This window comes from Micromonospora sp. WMMD998 (assembly GCF_029581235.1).
In the GTDB taxonomy this organism is placed as follows: Bacteria; Actinomycetota; Actinomycetes; order Mycobacteriales; family Micromonosporaceae; genus Micromonospora.
In genome coordinates, this window is record NZ_CP120740.1 from 526,985 (window position 1) to 542,710 (window position 15,726).

Here is a 15,726-nt window from a genome sequence, read left to right on the forward strand (position 1 = left end):
CGGCCGCGCTGCTCTGTCCGCGCGTGACACGGCGGAGTACGGTGATGGCCGGTGCGCCGGGAAGCCTGGTCGGCAGTCGTGACACGTCGTCGACCGGAGGCACCCGTGGCCGCACCCGCGATCCGCGCGCAACACCTGACCAAACGCTACCGGAGCCTGCTGGCCCTCGACCGGCTGGACCTCGACGTGCCGGCGGGTGAGGTGTTCGGGTTCCTCGGCCCGAACGGCGCCGGCAAGTCCACCACGATCCGGCTGCTGCTCGGCCTGGCCCGGCCCACCGCCGGGCGGGCCTGGATCTTCGACGCCGACGCGGCGGACGTCGCCGCGGCGCACCGGCTGCTGGCGTACGTGCCGGCCGACGTGGCGCTCTGGCCGCAGCTCACCGGCGCGGAGACCCTGGAGCTGCTCGCCGCCACCGGGCCGGGTGTCGACCGGGCCTACCGCGACGAGTTGGTGGAACGCTTCGCCCTCGACCTGTCCACGCCGGCCCGCGCCTACTCCACCGGCAACCGGCAGAAGGTCGCCCTGGTCGCGGCGTTCGCCACCCGCGCGCCGCTGCTGGTCCTCGACGAGCCGACGAGTGGCCTGGACCCCCTGATGGAACTCCAGTTCCGGCGTGCCGTCGCGGTCGCGCGCGACAACGGGCAGACGGTCTTCCTCTGCTCGCACCAACTCGCCGAGGTCGAGGCCGTCTGCGACCGGGTGGCGATCCTGCGTGCCGGCCGGCTCGTCGACGTCGCCACCGTCGGTGAGTTGCGCCGCCTGCACCGTACGGAGGTGACCGCCGGCTTCACCGGCCCCGCACCCGAGCTGCGCGACGTGGCCGGTGTCGAGATCGTCGCCCAGGACGGCAGGATGCTCCGCTTCACCATGACCGGGCCGCCGGCACCGGCGCTGAGCGCCCTCGCCGCCGCTGACCTCACCGCGCTCACGGTCCGGGAACCGAGCCTTGAGGAGATCTTCCTCGACTACTACGGCGAGTCGGCCCGATGACCGCCACCGTTGGCCGGGCGGTCACCCGACTCGCCGTCCGGCAGGTACGCCGAGGGGCGTTCATCGTGCTCACCCTGACGGTCGGCATGTCGGTGCTGGTCGTCGCCACGTACGCCAGCACGATCGCCGAGGGGGGCGGCGCGGAGGCCCTCGCCGCGCTGGCCGGCAACCCCGCGATCCGCACCCTGTTCGGCGAGCCGGCCGCCCTCGACACGGCCGGCGGTTTCACGGTCTGGCGCACCGGCGTCGTCCTCGCCGTGCTGCTGTCGGTCTGGGGGACGCTCGTCACCACCCGGGTGACCCGGGGCGAGGAGGAAGCCGGTCGGTGGGATCTCCTGCTCGCCGGCCGGCTCAGCCGGCCGGCGCTGCTCGGCCGGCATCTCGCGGTGCTCACGGCCGCGATGGTCCTGACCGGGGTCACGCTCGCCGCCGCGCTCACCGCGGCCGGCACCCCGGGCCGCGGGGCGGTCGTGCACGCCGCCGGTCTGACGTCGGCCGGCGTGGTGGCGGTCGCGGTGGCGGCCCTCGCCGCGCAGGTCTTCCCGACGCGATCGGGGGCGACCGGGGCCGCGGTGGCGTTCCTCGGCGTGGGGCTGATGGCCCGCATGGTCGGCGACGGCGTCACCGCCCTCGGCTGGCTGCGCTGGCTGCCTCCGTACGGCCCACTGGCGTTGCTCCACCCCTACCGGGACGACCGGTGGGCACCCCTGATCGTGCCCGCGCTCACCGCCACCGCGCTGGCTCTCGCCGCGCTCGCCCTGGCCGGACGACGGGACGCCCGCGACGGGCTGCTCGCCCCCGCCGCCGGCCGGCCGCCCCGGCTGCGGCTGCTCCGCTCACTGGACGCCTTCGCCGTCCGGCGGCTGCTGCGACCGCTGGCCGGTTGGTCGGCCGCCGTCGGCACCTACTTCCTGCTGATCGGCATGCTCGCCGAATCGCTGACCGGCTTCCTCGCCGACAACCCCCGCTTCGCCGACCTGGCAGCGCAGGCGGGTTTCGGCGGCCTCGGCACGGTCCGCGGGTACGCCGCGACACTGTTCGCCCTCCTCGCCGTCCCGGTCGGCGCGTTCACCGCCGTCCGGCTCGCCGCGCTCGCCGCCGCCGAGACCAGCGGACGCCTGACCCTGCTGCACGCCGGACCGGTCACCCGCACCCGACTGCTCGGCGCCGAGATCCTCACCACCGCGGCCGGCGCGGCGATCCTCACCACGGTCGCCGCGGCGGCGACGTGGCTCGGCACCGCCCTGGTCGGCGCGAACCTGCCGCTGCCGGCGGCACTCGCCGGCACCTGGAACGCGCTACCGGTCGCGCTGCTCAGCCTCGCCGCCGCGGCCCTCGCCCACGGCCGCGCACCGCACGGCGTGGTGGCGTGGGGCATGGTGCCGACCGCCGGTGGGTTCCTCCTCATGGTCCTCGCCGACAGCATCCACGCGCCGGGTTGGGTGAGCGCGCTGTCGCCGTACCGCCATCTCGCGGCCGTGCCCCGGACGGCGCCCGACTGGCCCGCGCTGGCCGTCATGGGCGCGGTGGCGGTCGCGGCGGTGACGGCCGGTCTGTACGCCTACCGGCGACGCGACCTGCGGCCGTAGGCGACGCACGGCCTGGACGCGACGGCCGGGGACGGTGACCGTCCCACCCGGCCCGGCCAGGCTCGTGAGAGCATGCGGCTCATGACCCGGACCGGCCAACGGACCACGCTGCCAGCGCGCACCGCGGATGGCAGCCGTCTCGGTGTGGGTGGCTCGTGATCGGTCGAGCACCGGCGTGGCAGCGACGCAGCGGCCGGCTACGGCACCCCGCGCAGGTGATCGCCGTCGGCTTCGGTACGGCGGTGGTGGTCGGCACCGGCCTGCTGTCCCTGCCGGTGGCCACCCGCTCCGGCGAGCGGACCGGCCTGGTGGACGCGCTGTTCACCGCGACCTCCGCGGTCTGCGTGACCGGGCTGGTCACCGTCGACACCGGCAGCTACTGGTCCGGTTTCGGGCAGGCGGTGATCCTGCTGCTCATCCAGGCCGGCGGGCTGGGGATCATGACCCTGGCGACGCTGTTCACCGTGCTGCTGTCCCGCCGGCTCGGCCTGCGGGCCCGGTTCCTGGCCCAGGCCGAGACGAAGAGCCTCGACCTCACCGACGTGCGCGCGGTGGTCCGCCGGATCGTGCTGTTCAGTCTCGCCGGCGAAGCGGTGGTCGCGGTGGTGTTGACCGCCCGGTTCGCCACCGCCTACGACGAACCGTTCGGCGAGGCGGTGTACGACGGGGTGTTCCACGCCGTGTCGGCGTTCAACAACGCGGGCTTCTCCACCCACGCGGACAGCCTCGTCGGCTACGTCGCCGACCCGTGGATCTGCCTGCCGATCGCCGCCGCCGTCATCCTGGGCGGGCTGGGCTTCCCCGTCGTGTTCGAACTGCTCCGCTGCTGGCGCCGCCCCGCGCTGTGGTCGGTGCTGACCCGCCTCACCCTCGCCCTGACCGGCGCGCTGCTCGTCCTCGGCACCGTCGTGCTCACCCTCGCCGAGTTCACCAACCCGCGTACCCTCGGCCCTCTCGGCGGGTGGCACAAGCTGCTGGCCGGGTTCTTCGCCTCCACCATGACCCGCACCGCCGGCTTCAACAGCGTCGACATCGGCGCGATGCGGCCGGAGAGCCTGCTCGCCAGCGACGTGCTGATGTTCATCGGCGGCGGCAGCGCCGGCACCGCCGGCGGTATCAAGGTCACCACATTCGGGCTGCTCGCCTTCGTCCTCTGGTCGGAGATGCGCGGCGAACTCCACGTCAACGTCGGCCGGCGGGGCATCCCCGCCAGCAACCAGCGCCAAGCCCTCGCCGTCGCCCTGCTCAGCGTCGGCGCCGTCGTCACCGCCACCTTCGCGCTGCTGGCCACCACCCCGTACCGGCTCGACGTCGTGCTGTTCGAGGCGGTGTCCGCGTTCGCCACCGTCGGCCTGTCCACCGGCATCACCGCCTCCCTGCCGCCGCAGGCCGACCTGCTCCTGGTGGTGCTGATGTTCGCCGGCCGCGTCGGTCCGCTCACCCTGGCATCCGCGCTGGCGCTGCGCGACCGCAACCGCCGCTTCGAACTACCCGAGGAAAGGACGATCGTTGGCTGAGACGCGCACCGAACCCGTCGTCGTGATCGGGCTGGGCCGCTTCGGCTCCGCACTGGCCCTGGAACTGCTCAACCGGGGCAGCGAGGTCCTCGGGATCGACCACCGCCCGAAGGTCGTCCAAGCCCTCGCCGGACAGTTGCCGCACGTCATCACCGCCGACTCCACCGACATCGAAGCCCTGCGGCAACTCGGCGTCGCCGAGTTCCGCCAGGCCGTGGTGGCCATCGGCACCGACATCCAGGCCAGCATCCTCACCACCAGCCTGCTGTCCGAACTCGGCATCCCCGACATCTGGGCCAAAGCCATCAGCGCCCAGCACCGCAACATCCTCACCCGCGTCGGCGCCCACCACGTCGTCGCACCCGAACACGACATGGGCGAACGTGTCGCCCACCTGCTCTCCGGACGCATCCTCGACTACGTCGAGGTCGACGCCGACTTCGCCGTCATCAAGACCACCCCACCCCGCGACATCGTCGGCGTGCCCCTGCGCGAGTCCCGCGTCCGCGGCAAGTGGGGAGTCACCGTCGTCGCCGTCAAACCCCAGGCGGCTCCACCCGGGGGCAAACCGCGCGCCTTCACCTACGCCACCCCCGACACCGTCCTCGCCTACGGTGACCTCATCCTCGTCGTCGGCACCGTCGACAACGTCGAACGCTTCGCCACCGCCGACTGACGCGACACCGCCGCCGGCATCCGCGACCGGTCTCCACGGTGAGCGGTCACGGTGACGTCCTCGGTGCGGGCGCCCGCCCCTCCGGCTCCGTCGCGAACCCGTTCGGCGCGGCCGTCTCGATGTGCTGGCGCAGTGCCGCGATCTCCGCCCGCAGCGCCGCGACATCCGCACTCGTCGCCGCGCTGGGCTGCTCGGAGGACGCGGAGACCCGCTCCACGATCCAGGTCGCCAGCGAACCGGTGACGAAACCGATCAGACCGATCCCTCCGATCATCAGCCCGAGCGCGACGAATCGTCCCATCGTGGTGACCGGGTAGTGGTCGCCGTACCCGACGGTGGTGATGGTGACCGTCGCCCACCACAGGGCGTCGCCGAACGACGCGATGTTCGCGTCGGACCCGGACCGCTCGGCGTCCAGTACCGCCAGCGCGGACACCAGGACGAGCAGCACGGTGGTGGTGGCGACGTAGACGGCGAGACGGCCCCTCGCCCAGACCTCGGTGCGCCGGCTGATCGTCAGCACCACCATGATCAGCCGCACGGCGCGCAACGGTCGGAGCATCGGGAGCACCAGCACGACGAGGTCGAACAGGTGGGTGCGCAGGAAGCGGCGCCGGTCGGTCGCCAGTTTCAGGCGCACCAGCATGTCGCCCCAGAACAGCAGCCAGATGACGACGGATGTCACCGCGCAGGCGTCCCGCCACACCTGCGGCAGCCCGGTGTGCAGGATCGGTGCCGCGTACACCCCCAGGAAGACCACCGACATCACCGTCAACGGGACGGCGGTGTATCGCTCCCACGTAGCCGACCGATCCGTACGCTCGCCTGCCTCACGCTGCATATGTGACTCCGCCCCACGATTCTGGCCCCCGCACCGCGACAATGATCGTCCCCCCGCCCCGGCGAGGATAGGTGAGCCAGCGGTCAGATCCACCTGGTCGGCATGGGGCGACTCAGCGAGCACGCCGGTCCGCACGCCACCTGTCGATCAATGCCGGCAGTTCGCGCCAGAGGTAGTCGTAGAAGTCGCGCATCTCGGCGAGGCGGGCACCGGCGAGGCTGCCCTCGCCGGCCACGGTGATGCCCTCCTCGGCCGCCTCCCGCATGCTGCCGATCATCGCGTTCTGGCCGGACATGAGCGTGGCCCACGCGCCGTCGCGGATCCGGAAGTGCTCCCGGCGGCTCCCCGGGGCGGGCACCCGCTCGATCAGGCCGACGCTCGCCAGGGACTTGACGGCGGTGGACACACTGCCGGAGCTGATGGTGAGCGTCTCGGCGATCTCGCCGGCGGTCATCGTCTCGTGTTCGGTGAACAACAACGCCGCCAGCACGCGGGCGGTCATCCGCTGCAAGCCACCCTCGGCGAGGGTCAGCGCCAGCTTCTCCGCCGGAGCACTCAACGCCATCCGGGCCCTCCCGCACTCGATCATCCGGAAGCCTAACATCTTCCAGTCTTCAGAAATCTCTGAAGGTTGGATACTCTTCAAGACATGAGAGCGGTGATCGAGACGGAGAAGCTGACCAAGACGTACGGCCGCCGCCGCGGGCTGGTCAACCTGGACCTCGCCGTGGCCGAGGGCGAGGTGTTCGGCTACCTGGGGCCGAACGGCGCCGGCAAGTCGACCACCATCCGCGTGCTGCTGGACCTGATCCGACCCACAAGCGGACGCGCGCTGCTGTTCGGGCACGACCCGCGCCGCCACGCGGTCTCGCTGCACCGGCGCCTCGGCTACCTGGCCGGTGACTTCGTCGTCAACCCGCGGCAGCGGGTCGGGGAGTGCCTGGCCTTCCTGGCCGACCTGCGCGGCGGCGTACCGAAGGCGGACGTCGCCGAACTGGCGGAACGGCTGGAGTTGGACCTCACGGCGAGGATCACGACCCTGTCCAAGGGCAACCGGCAGAAGGTCGGCCTGGTGCAGGCGTTCATGCACCGCCCGGACCTGCTGATCCTCGACGAGCCGACATCGGGGCTGGACCCCCTGGCGCAACAGACCTTCCTCGATCTGGTCCGCGAAGCCAGAGCCGCGGGCCAGACGGTGTTCATGTCCTCGCACATCATCAGCGAGGTCGAGGCGGTCGCCGACCGGGTCGGCATCATCCGCGACGGCCACCTCGTCGCGCTCGACACCGTGGCCCGCCTCCGCGACTGCAACGTCCACCAATTCCAGGTCACCTTCGCCGGCCCGATCGACGAAGCCGCACTCGTCGCCCTGCCGGAGGTGTCCGACCTGGCCGTCGACGGCCCGACCGCGGTGTTCCACCTCGCCGGAAGCCCCGACGGACTCATCCGCATACTCGCCGGGCACCGGATCACCGCGCTGCGCGCCACCGAACCCGACCTGGAACACCTGTTCCTCACCTACTACCAACCCGACGCCGCGAGCAGGGAGACCACGCATGCCTGACGTCCTGACCAAGACCCTGTGGGACGGCCGGCGCGCCCTGGCCGGGTTCGCCGCCGGCACCGCCCTGGTCGGTGCCGCGTACGCCGGCTTCTACCCGCAGGTCTCCGACGGCGCGATGGGACAGACCGTGCAGGGCTTCTCCCCCGCGCTGCGCGAGGCGCTCCGGATGGAAGACCTCGCCTCCGCCGCCGGCTACCTCGGCTCCAGCGTGTTCGGCATCATCGTGCCCCTGATCGCGGTCATCTTCGGCATCGCCACCGGCACCCGCGCCATCGCCGGCGACGAGGAAGCCGGCTACCTCGACCTGCTCCTCGCCCACCCGGTCAGCCGAACCCGGCTGCTGCTGCACCGCTTCGCCGCGCTCACCGCCGGCGCCACCCTCGTCGCCGCCGTGGTCCTGCTGGCCATGCTCGCCGTCCGGCCCGGCGCCCGACTCGACAGCATCAGCATCGGCCAGTTCACCGCCCAGTGCCTCGCCCTGGCGCTGCTGATCATCGTCTTCGGCGCCGTCGCCGTCACCATCGGCGCCGCCACCGGCAGCCGGGCCGCCGCCCTCGCCGGCACCGCCGCCATCGCCGTGCTCACCTACGCCGCCAGCACCGCCGCCACCCAGATCAACGCCGACGCCCTCCGCTACGCCTCCCCGTTCCACTACTACATCGGCGGAGAACCACTGCGTCACGGCTTCCAATGGGCCGACCTGAGCATCCTGACCGCCACCACCGCGGTGCTGCTCACCATCGCCGTGCTGGCGTTCAACCGGCGCGACCTGACCACCTGAGCCCGACGTGACAAACGCCCGGCGTCATTCACGTTGCGGCGGGCGGAACGGACGCGATCTGCCGATTCAGCGGCGGCCGGTCGAGGCGCCGGGCAGGACCGGTGCCGGACCAGGCGTTCGTTTGCCCGGGTCAGCCGGTGGCGGTGACCGTGGTGGCGGTGACCGTGCCGTCCGCCGACCGGTCGCCCTGCACGCTGACCGTCTGCCCGGCCTTGATCTTCGCCAGTTCGCTCTTCCGGCTGGTCTGCACCGTGGTGCGGTCGTCGGTCCGCACAGTGACCACGGTGCCGTCGGCGGTCTCCACGTACAGGACACCGGCGTCGATCAGCTTCGCCTTCCCGGTGGTCACCGCCGCGGCGGATGTCGGGGTCGACCCACTGCCCGGCTCTCCGCGCCCCGAACCCCCGCCGGGAAACCCGCTGGGCAGCGCCCCCGGGAAGCCCCCCATGCGGCCGGGTCGCGCTGCGGCCGGGGCATCCCCCCAGCGCTGCTGCACCTGCGTCCCGGCCAGGAAGCCGACCAGCACCAGCAACAGGCCGGCCAGCACGAAGGTGCCCCGGTTCCACAAGCGGCGTGGCGCGGCGGCGGCGAGCGCGGCGGAGAGGTCACCGTCGGGCTCCGCCGCGCGGTCCGGAGGCCCCGTCGCTCCGTCTCCCGCCCGTTCGAAGATGACGGTGTCGGTGTCGTCCATGTCCTCGCCTCTCCGGATGGGCTACTCGTAACGCAGGGCGTCGATGGGGCGTAGTCGGGCCGCCCGGGCCGCCGGCAGGCCGCCGAAGAACAGCCCGATCGCGACCGACACGCCGAGGGCCAGCACGACGGAACTCGGCACGATCACCGGCCGCACGCCCACGATGGAGAACCGGGAACCGGCCAGCGCGGCGGCCACCCCCAGCGCCCCGCCGATCAGGCTGAGCAGGGTCGCCTCCGTCAGGAACTGGATCAGAACGGTCCGGCGCCGGGCGCCCAGGGCCTTGCGGATGCCGATCTCCCGGGTCCGTTCGGTGACGGTGACGAGCATGATGTTGGTGATACCGATACCGCCGACGAGCAGGCTGATCGCGGCGACCGCGCCGAGCAGGACCGTGAACGTGTCGGCCGTCTCGGTCTGCGTCTGGAGCAGTTGCGCGGCGTTCTGGATCCGGTACGGGGTGCTGCCGGAGCCGGTGCCCGGCAGGCGTTGGGCGAGCACCGTGCCGATCTGCGCCTGCACCTCCTCCACCTGCTCCGGGCTTCTCGCCTCGACGAGAATCGAGCTGAGCGTCCCGTAGCCGGTCAGCACCTCGCGTACGGCCCGCAGCGGAGCGACCACCAGATCGTTGGGGTCCTGAAAGCCGGTCGCGGACTTCGGGGCCAACGTGCCGACCACCGTGAACAGCGCACCCCCGACGGTGACCTGCTTCCCGATCGGGTCGGCCCCGGCGAACAGCTCTTCGACGACGGTGCTTCCGACGACCACCACCCGACGACCCTGCGCCTCGTCGTCACGGCTGAACGCCGTGCCGCTGGCGACCGGCGAGTTCGAGGCGTCGAACCAGCTCGGCCGGGTGCCGACGAACTGGCCGACCTCGTGCTCCGCGCCGTGGTAGGTCATCGTGGCCGCGGCACTGACCAGCGGAGACACCGACCGTACGTCGGGAGCGAGCACCGGGTCGGCCAGCGCGTCGGCCACGTCCACGGTGAGCCCGCCGCCGCCCCCGCCCCGGTTGGTGCCGGTCACCGTGAGGGTGTTGGTGCCCAGCGCCTCGATCCGGCTCGTGATCGCCTGAGCTGACCCGTTGCCCACCGCGACCAGCAAGATGACCGCCGCCACGCCGATCAGGATGCCGAGCATCGTCAGCGCCGAGCGCAGCTTGTTGGCGGTCACCCCGCGCAGCGCGAAGCGGAGGTTCTCGACCAGGGTCACCTCGGTACTCCCGCCGTGTGCCGCCCCGGCACGTCCTGCCGGTTGTCGACGCGGACCTGACCGTCGAAGAGCCGGACGAGACGCCGGGCCCGGGCGCCGACCTCCGTTTCGTGGGTGATCAGCACGATCGTCCGACCGGCGGCGTTGAGCTGGTCGAGAATGACCAGGATGTCCTCGGTGGAGTGGCTGTCGAGGTTGCCGGTGGGTTCGTCGGCGAGCAGCAGAGCCGGCTCGGTGACCAGCGCCCGGGCCACGGCTACCCGTTGCTGCTGCCCGCCGGAGAGCTGGTTGGGGTGGTGGTCGGCCCGGTCGGCGAGTCCGACGGCGTCCAACGCGGCCATCGCCCGCCGCCGACGCCGGGTCGCGCGGACGCCGGCGTACGCGAGCGGAAGCTCCACGTTGGCCAGCGCGCTGGTGCGGGGGATGAGGTTGAAGGCCTGGAACACGAAGCCGATCAGCCGGTTGCGGACCAGCGCGAGCTGCCGGTCGGCGAGGCTGCTCACGTCCACCCCGTCGAGCAGGTACCGCCCGCCCGACGGGACGTCGAGACAGCCGAGGATGTTCATCAGGGTGGACTTGCCGGAACCCGACGAACCCATGATCGCCACGTAGTCGCCTGCCTCGACCGAGAGGTCGACGCCACGCAGTGCGTGCACCGCCGCGTCCCCCTCGCCGTACACCTTGGTCAGCCCGCGGACGTCCAGGACCGGACGGTGCGGCGTGTCCCGGAGGTCCATCAGCGGCCCGCGTTCCCGGCCTGCCGCGGGCCCTGGCCGCCACCCGGGAACCCGCCGCCGGGAAAACCGCCGCCGGGAAGGTTCGCGCCGCCCCGGGGGCCGCCGCCGGTGTTGCCGGTCCCGGCACTGCTCTCCGGCAGGACGACCCGCTCACCCTCGGCAAGCCCGGAGGTGATCTCGTACGCCTGGTTGCCGGCGAGTCCGACCTGCACCCGCCGCGTCTCCTCGCCGGTCTCCGTGACCACGGTGACGGTGTGCCGGTCACCGCTGCCGCTGACCGCGGTCGAGTTGACCAGGAGGACGTCCTGGGCCGTGCCGGTGACCACGCTCACCGTGACCGTCTGCCCCGGCTTCGCGCCGACCGGCAGCTCGCCCAAGCCGATCGTCACGCCGTAGGTGACCACGTTGTTGCTGGTGGTGGCCTGGGGGTCGATGGCCGTCACCTTCCCGGCGGCCCGGGCGCCGGACAGCGCGTTCCAGGTGACGGTGGCGGTCTGCCCGCTCTTGAGCCGGGTGGCGTCCGCCTCGGCGACCGCCGCGCTGACCTGCAGGTGGGTCAGGTCGGCGAGGTCCACGAACCCGGTGGCCGTGCTCGACGTGCCGGCGTCCTGCTGGCCACCGGAACCGCCGGGGGAGCCACCACCCGGGTTGCCGGTCGATCCACCGCCGGACGAGCTGCCCACCGTGCCGTTGACGGCGACCACCGTGCCGGCCATCGGCGCGGCGAGTCTCGTCCCGGCGACCCCGGCCTCGGCCTCGTCGACCGCGAGTTCCGCCTGGGTCACCGCGTTCTCGGCGGAGGAGGTGTCGCCGTCGGCGGCCCGGGCCCGGTCCAGCGCGTTCTCGGCGGCGTCCAGGTTCGCCCGGGCCAGCTTGAGCGCCCGCTCGGCCGCGGCCGGATCAACAGTGGCCAGCAACTGTCCCTTCTTGACGGTCTGCCCCACCCGCACCCGGATGTCGGTGACCGTGCCGGCGGTGACAAAGCCCGCGCTCGCCGTGGTGGCGCTCTCGATCGAGCCGTCCGCCGTGACCGTGGCGGTCACCGTGCCCCGCGACACCACGACCGACCGGGCGGACCGGCCGGGCTCCACCTGTGCGGCGGAGTCACCGGTCACCGACGACCACGCCCAGTAGCCGCCGCCGAGCAACAGCAGGGCCAGTGCGGCGTTCACCGCCACGGGAGGCCGGTGCAGGAGAGCCGGCAGGCGCACACGCATGGCCGAAGCCTTCACCGGCCGGCTGGGAGAACGTTCCAGGGAAGCTCAGAGCTGGCTCGGAATCGCCGTCCGCAACTCGGGCTGGTCGGCCGGGCCACCGCCGCCGGCGTGTACCCCGGCGGTGGGACGCCCGGCAGCCTGGTCGGGTGCGGTGGGCAGCAGCACCCGGAACGTCGTTCCCGCGCCCGGCGCGGTAACCAACTCGATGCAGCCGCCGTGGGCGTGCACGATCGAAGCGGCGATGGAAAGCCCCAGGCCGGAGCCGCCGCCGTTGCCCCGCCCACGGCTGGGATCCACCCGGTAGAGCCGCTCGAACACCCGACCGGCGTGCTCCACGGGTATTCCCGGCCCGTCGTCGTGCACCTCCAGCACCGCAAGCCCGCCGGCCGGCGCGGGCGGCGGGGCGGACCGGACAACCGGGTCGTCCGGTGGCGCGGGCAACCGCCCGATCCGGACGGTGACCTGCACGTCCGGCCCCGTGTGCTGGAGTGCGTTGCCGACCAGGTTCGCCGCAACCTGGCGGAGCCGATGCTCGTCGCCGAGCACGCTCGGCGGCTCGAACGAGTCGTCGCGGTCGGCCAGGGTGGTCAGCCGGACACGCCGCCTCGGCGTGCGGGCGTGCGCGTCACGGATGGTGTCGGCGGCCACCTCCAGCAGGTCGACCGGACACCACACCGGAATCCGCTGCTGGTCCAGCCGGGCAAGCAGGAGCAGATCCTCGACCAGCACACCCATCCGGGCCGCCTCGCCCTCGATGCGGCTCATCGCCTCGTCGAGGGGCGGCCCCGGTGGAGCGCCGCCGCGCCGGTACAGCTCCGCGAAACCCCGGATAGAGGTGAGCGGGGTACGCAGCTCGTGCGAGGCGTCCGCGACGAACTGACGCAGCCGCCGTTCGGAGGCGGCACGGGCGGCCATCTCGGCGCCGATCCGGTCCAGCATCAGGTTCACGGCCGCGCCGAGCCGCCCCGGCTCGGTGTGCGGGTCGGCACCGTCGACCCGGCGGGTCGGCTCACCGCCGCTGATACCCGCGACGATGCCCTCCATGGCGGTCAGCGGGCGCAGCCCCAACCGGACCACCGAGGCCGCAAGCAGGCCCAGCCCGAGCAGTACGGCGCCGGTGACCGCCCCGTCGATGAGCAGCAACCGTTCGGCGGTCCGGTCCACCTCGCCCAGGGACACGCCGAGGACCACCACCGCGCCCTCCTGCCCGACCGGCACGGCCAGCAACCGCCAGTCGTCCCCGCCCGCACCGGCCGGAGCGGTGTACGGACGCCCGGTCGCGGCTCGCGCCGTCACCTCGGCGAGCGTGGCCGGATCCGGGCCCCCCGTCGCCGGTGTGCTGCTGCGTGCGGCGTCTCGGGTACCGTCCGGGCGATAGACCAGGACCAACTGGTCCTGTCCCAGACGGGCGAACCGGCCGGGCAGACCACGCGCGGCACCGGACGTCGGTTCGGGCTCCGCCCGGGAGGCCGGACTCGCGGAGGGCCCGACCCCCGGCGGTGTGGAGTCACCGGGCCTGGGCACCGCCCCCGGCCCGCGGCCGGCGTGCAGCGGACGGGCCTGGGCCGTCAACTGGTCGTCGATCCGCTCCAGCAGATAGCCACGGAGCAGGAAGAATCCGGCCGTGTTCGCACCGAGAAGGGCGACCGTGGTGAGCGCGCCGATGACGAGGACGAGCCGGGAACGCAGCGTCCAGTGCGCCCACCGGCGCATCCCCAGTCGGCCGTTCACTCGTCCCCGGTCGGCAGCCGAAGGGTGTACCCCACGCCGCGAACCGTGTGGATGAGTGGTGGGCCGAGCCGGTCGACCTTGCGCCGCAGGTAGTACACGTACGACTCGACGATCCGCCCGTCACCGCCGAAGTCGTAGTTCCACACCCGGTCGAGGATCTGCGCCTTGCTCACCACCCGGCCGGCGTTGACCAGGAGGTAGCGCAGGAGCCGGAACTCGGTCGGTGACAGCTCGACCAACTGGCCCGACCGGCGCACCTGGTGCGCGCCGTCGTCGAGCTCCAGGTCGGCGTAGCGCAGCGTCGAGGTCTCCGGCACCGCCGAGGGCTCAGGTTGGCTGCGTCGCAGGATGGCCCGAATCCGCAGCACCACCTCTTCGAGGCTGAACGGCTTGGCGACGTAGTCGTCCGCGCCGACGACCAGCCCGGCCACCCGGTCCTCCACCGTGTCCCGGGCGCTCAGGAAGAGCACCGGCACCGGCCGCCCGGCCGCACGCAGCCGCCGGGCCACTTCGAATCCGTCGAGGTCCGGCAGCATCACGTCGAGGACGACCAGGTGGGGATCGAACTCCTCGACGCTGGTCAGGGCCGCCCGGCCGCTGGCGGCCACCCGCGTGTCGTACGCGACCAGACGCAGCGCGGCGGCGAGCAGCGTGGAGATGTTCGGCTCGTCGTCCACCACCAGGACCCGGGCGGCGCCGGTCGTGCCGGCGGAAGCGGGAGCCGGGCCGCCCCCGGGCGGTCGGGGGATGTCGATCTGCACCGATCCTGCCTACCGGGCCCGCCTCGGAGCGGCCTGTGCCGGACCTGTGTCCCAGCTGTCACCAGGACCGCAGGACGACGTCGCCGGCAGCCAAACCCTCGATGATCTGGGTGTACTGATCACCACGTAGACCGACGGCGACCGTCCGCGTCTCACCGGAGGCGCCGAACCGCACCCTGCCGTGGCCGTCCGTCACATCGTGCACCGCGGTGGAGGGCACACGCAGCGCGTCGGCCACCGACCCCGTACGCACGGTCGCCGCCGCGGTCTGCCCGATCAGCAGGTTCTTCGGGGCCTCGGTGAACGAGAGCACGACGCCGTAACGGACCAACTGGCCGTCGGCGGTGCCGGCCGGGTCCACCTGCACGACGGTGGCCCCGAACGTCTCGCCGGCCCGGTCGGCGAGGCCCACCGTGGCGGTCTGCCCGACGGCGATCGCCGCCGCGTCCGCCTCCGGGAACTTCGCCTCGACCTGCATGCTGAAGGTGTCCGCCAGGGTGATGAAGGTGGTTCCTCGCCCGACCGCGCTGCCCACCTTCCCGGCGACCGCCAGGACGGTGCCCCGGATCGGCGCGATGATGGTCACGCCGGACCGCGTGCTCTCCGCCTCCGCCACGGCTGCCTCGGCCTGGTTCACCCGGCGCTGGGCGTCAAGGATCCGGTCGCTTCCGCCCGATGATCCGCCGGCGCAGGCGGGCACCCGCGTCGCCTCGGGCCGCACGGCGCCCGAGCTGGCGGGCGCCGTGCGGGTGGGAGCGGGGTGGATGGGGGAGGTGGGCGGCGCGCTGGGGGAGGTCGGCGTCGGCGTCGCGGATCCCGATGCCGCCGGGGCAGTCGGAGTCACCGTCCCGCTGGGCTGTGGCGACATCCACGCGACGGTTCGGGAGGCCCGGCTGGCGGAGCCGACCGCGCGGACAGCGGCGGTCGGGCAGTCCGACGCCGCGCTGGCCGACTCGCGCGCCTCGGCCAGCGCGCCGCGGGCATCCGCGAGATCCTGCTCGGCACGGTCGACCGCACCGGCCGCTGTGGCGACGTCCTCGTCGGAGAGCGTGGCAAGCTGCTGCCCGGCCTGCACCACCGTGCCGGGCCGGACGGCAACGCCCGCCACCGTGCCGGAGACCGTGAAACTCAGCGCCCGGGTGGTCGTCGTCTGGACCGTGCCCGTGGTGGCGACCTCGATCTCGACAGGTCCACGGTCGACCACGACGGTGACCGGCCGGGCCGGCACCTCGTCGGTGCCCCCCGTGAACACCAACGCCCCGGCGGCGGCGAGCACGAGCGCGGCACCGGCGGCAGCGGCCCCCCAGCGGCCCCGTCGAGTGCGCCACAGTCGGGTCTGGCCGTCTCCCATGACGGGTCAGTCTGCCGGGCGCTCCTCTCCGGCGGCTCGGTCTCAGCTCGGAGTTGCCTCAA

General features: G+C 73.0%; 15 protein-coding genes. 6 read left to right on the forward strand and 9 right to left on the reverse strand.

Features of this window, described 5'->3' with window-relative positions:
• Positions 1–105 precede the first annotated feature (105 nt).
• From O7619_RS02505 to O7619_RS02520, 4 genes are all read left to right on the forward strand, one after another.
• A complete protein-coding gene (locus O7619_RS02505; protein ID WP_282285416.1) occupies positions 106–993 on the forward strand; it encodes an ABC transporter ATP-binding protein in 888 nt (295 codons plus the stop codon).
• Positions 990–2,582, forward strand: coding sequence for a hypothetical protein (locus O7619_RS02510; protein WP_282285417.1), 1,593 nt, complete (start codon positions 990–992; stop codon positions 2,580–2,582). Before O7619_RS02505 ends, O7619_RS02510 begins: the two co-directional genes overlap by 4 nt.
• Before the next feature lie 155 nt (positions 2,583–2,737).
• Positions 2,738–4,099: a potassium transporter TrkG gene (locus O7619_RS02515; RefSeq protein WP_282285418.1), complete on the forward strand. Its 1,362-nt coding sequence runs from the start codon at positions 2,738–2,740 to the stop codon at positions 4,097–4,099.
• Entirely contained in the window at positions 4,092–4,775 is a 684-nt protein-coding gene (locus O7619_RS02520) for a TrkA family potassium uptake protein (RefSeq protein WP_282285419.1), read from the forward strand. The genes O7619_RS02515 and O7619_RS02520 overlap by 8 nt, the downstream gene beginning before the upstream one ends.
• A 46-nt stretch (positions 4,776–4,821) precedes the next feature.
• On the opposite strand, the gene O7619_RS02525 is transcribed toward O7619_RS02520, so the two are convergent.
• On the reverse strand, positions 4,822–5,616 hold the full coding sequence (locus O7619_RS02525; RefSeq protein ID WP_282285420.1) for a potassium channel family protein: 795 nt from the start codon (positions 5,614–5,616) through the stop codon (positions 4,822–4,824).
• 112 nt (positions 5,617–5,728) lie between these two features.
• Positions 5,729–6,181: a MarR family transcriptional regulator gene (locus O7619_RS02530; RefSeq protein ID WP_282285421.1), complete on the reverse strand. Its 453-nt coding sequence runs from the start codon at positions 6,179–6,181 to the stop codon at positions 5,729–5,731.
• An 84-nt stretch (positions 6,182–6,265) separates the two neighbouring features.
• On the opposite strand from O7619_RS02530, the gene O7619_RS02535 reads away from it, so the two are divergent.
• Positions 6,266–7,180, forward strand: coding sequence for an ABC transporter ATP-binding protein (locus O7619_RS02535; RefSeq protein ID WP_282285422.1), 915 nt, complete (start codon positions 6,266–6,268; stop codon positions 7,178–7,180).
• On the forward strand, positions 7,173–7,961 hold the full coding sequence (locus O7619_RS02540; protein ID WP_282285423.1) for an ABC transporter permease subunit: 789 nt from the start codon (positions 7,173–7,175) through the stop codon (positions 7,959–7,961). The genes O7619_RS02535 and O7619_RS02540 overlap by 8 nt, the downstream gene beginning before the upstream one ends.
• A 130-nt stretch (positions 7,962–8,091) precedes the next feature.
• Here O7619_RS02540 and O7619_RS02545 read toward each other — a convergent pair whose 3' ends face one another.
• The 7 genes from O7619_RS02545 to O7619_RS02575 all read right to left on the reverse strand — a co-directional run bounded on the left by O7619_RS02545 (position 8,092) and on the right by O7619_RS02575 (position 15,664).
• Complete coding sequence (locus O7619_RS02545; protein ID WP_282285424.1) at positions 8,092–8,652, reverse strand: DUF5666 domain-containing protein; 561 nt, start codon at positions 8,650–8,652, stop codon at positions 8,092–8,094.
• 21 nt (positions 8,653–8,673) lie between these two features.
• Positions 8,674–9,867, reverse strand: coding sequence for an ABC transporter permease (locus O7619_RS02550; protein ID WP_282285425.1), 1,194 nt, complete (start codon positions 9,865–9,867; stop codon positions 8,674–8,676).
• Positions 9,864–10,604, reverse strand: coding sequence for an ABC transporter ATP-binding protein (locus O7619_RS02555; RefSeq protein ID WP_282285426.1), 741 nt, complete (start codon positions 10,602–10,604; stop codon positions 9,864–9,866). Before O7619_RS02555 ends, O7619_RS02550 begins: the two co-directional genes overlap by 4 nt.
• Positions 10,604–11,821, reverse strand: a complete 1,218-nt coding sequence (locus O7619_RS02560; RefSeq protein WP_282285427.1) for an efflux RND transporter periplasmic adaptor subunit — start codon at positions 11,819–11,821, stop codon at positions 10,604–10,606. The genes O7619_RS02555 and O7619_RS02560 overlap by 1 nt, the downstream gene beginning before the upstream one ends.
• A gap of 45 nt (positions 11,822–11,866) precedes the next feature.
• Positions 11,867–13,534 carry a HAMP domain-containing sensor histidine kinase gene (locus tag O7619_RS02565; RefSeq protein WP_282288650.1) on the reverse strand — a complete coding sequence of 556 codons (1,668 nt, stop codon included), beginning with the start codon at positions 13,532–13,534 and terminating at the stop codon, positions 11,867–11,869.
• Between the two features lie 14 nt (positions 13,535–13,548).
• Entirely contained in the window at positions 13,549–14,301 is a 753-nt protein-coding gene (locus tag O7619_RS02570; protein WP_282288651.1) for a response regulator transcription factor, read from the reverse strand.
• 70 nt (positions 14,302–14,371) lie between these two features.
• A complete protein-coding gene (locus tag O7619_RS02575) occupies positions 14,372–15,664 on the reverse strand; it encodes an efflux RND transporter periplasmic adaptor subunit (RefSeq protein ID WP_282285428.1) in 1,293 nt (430 codons plus the stop codon).
• Positions 15,665–15,726 lie beyond the last annotated feature (62 nt).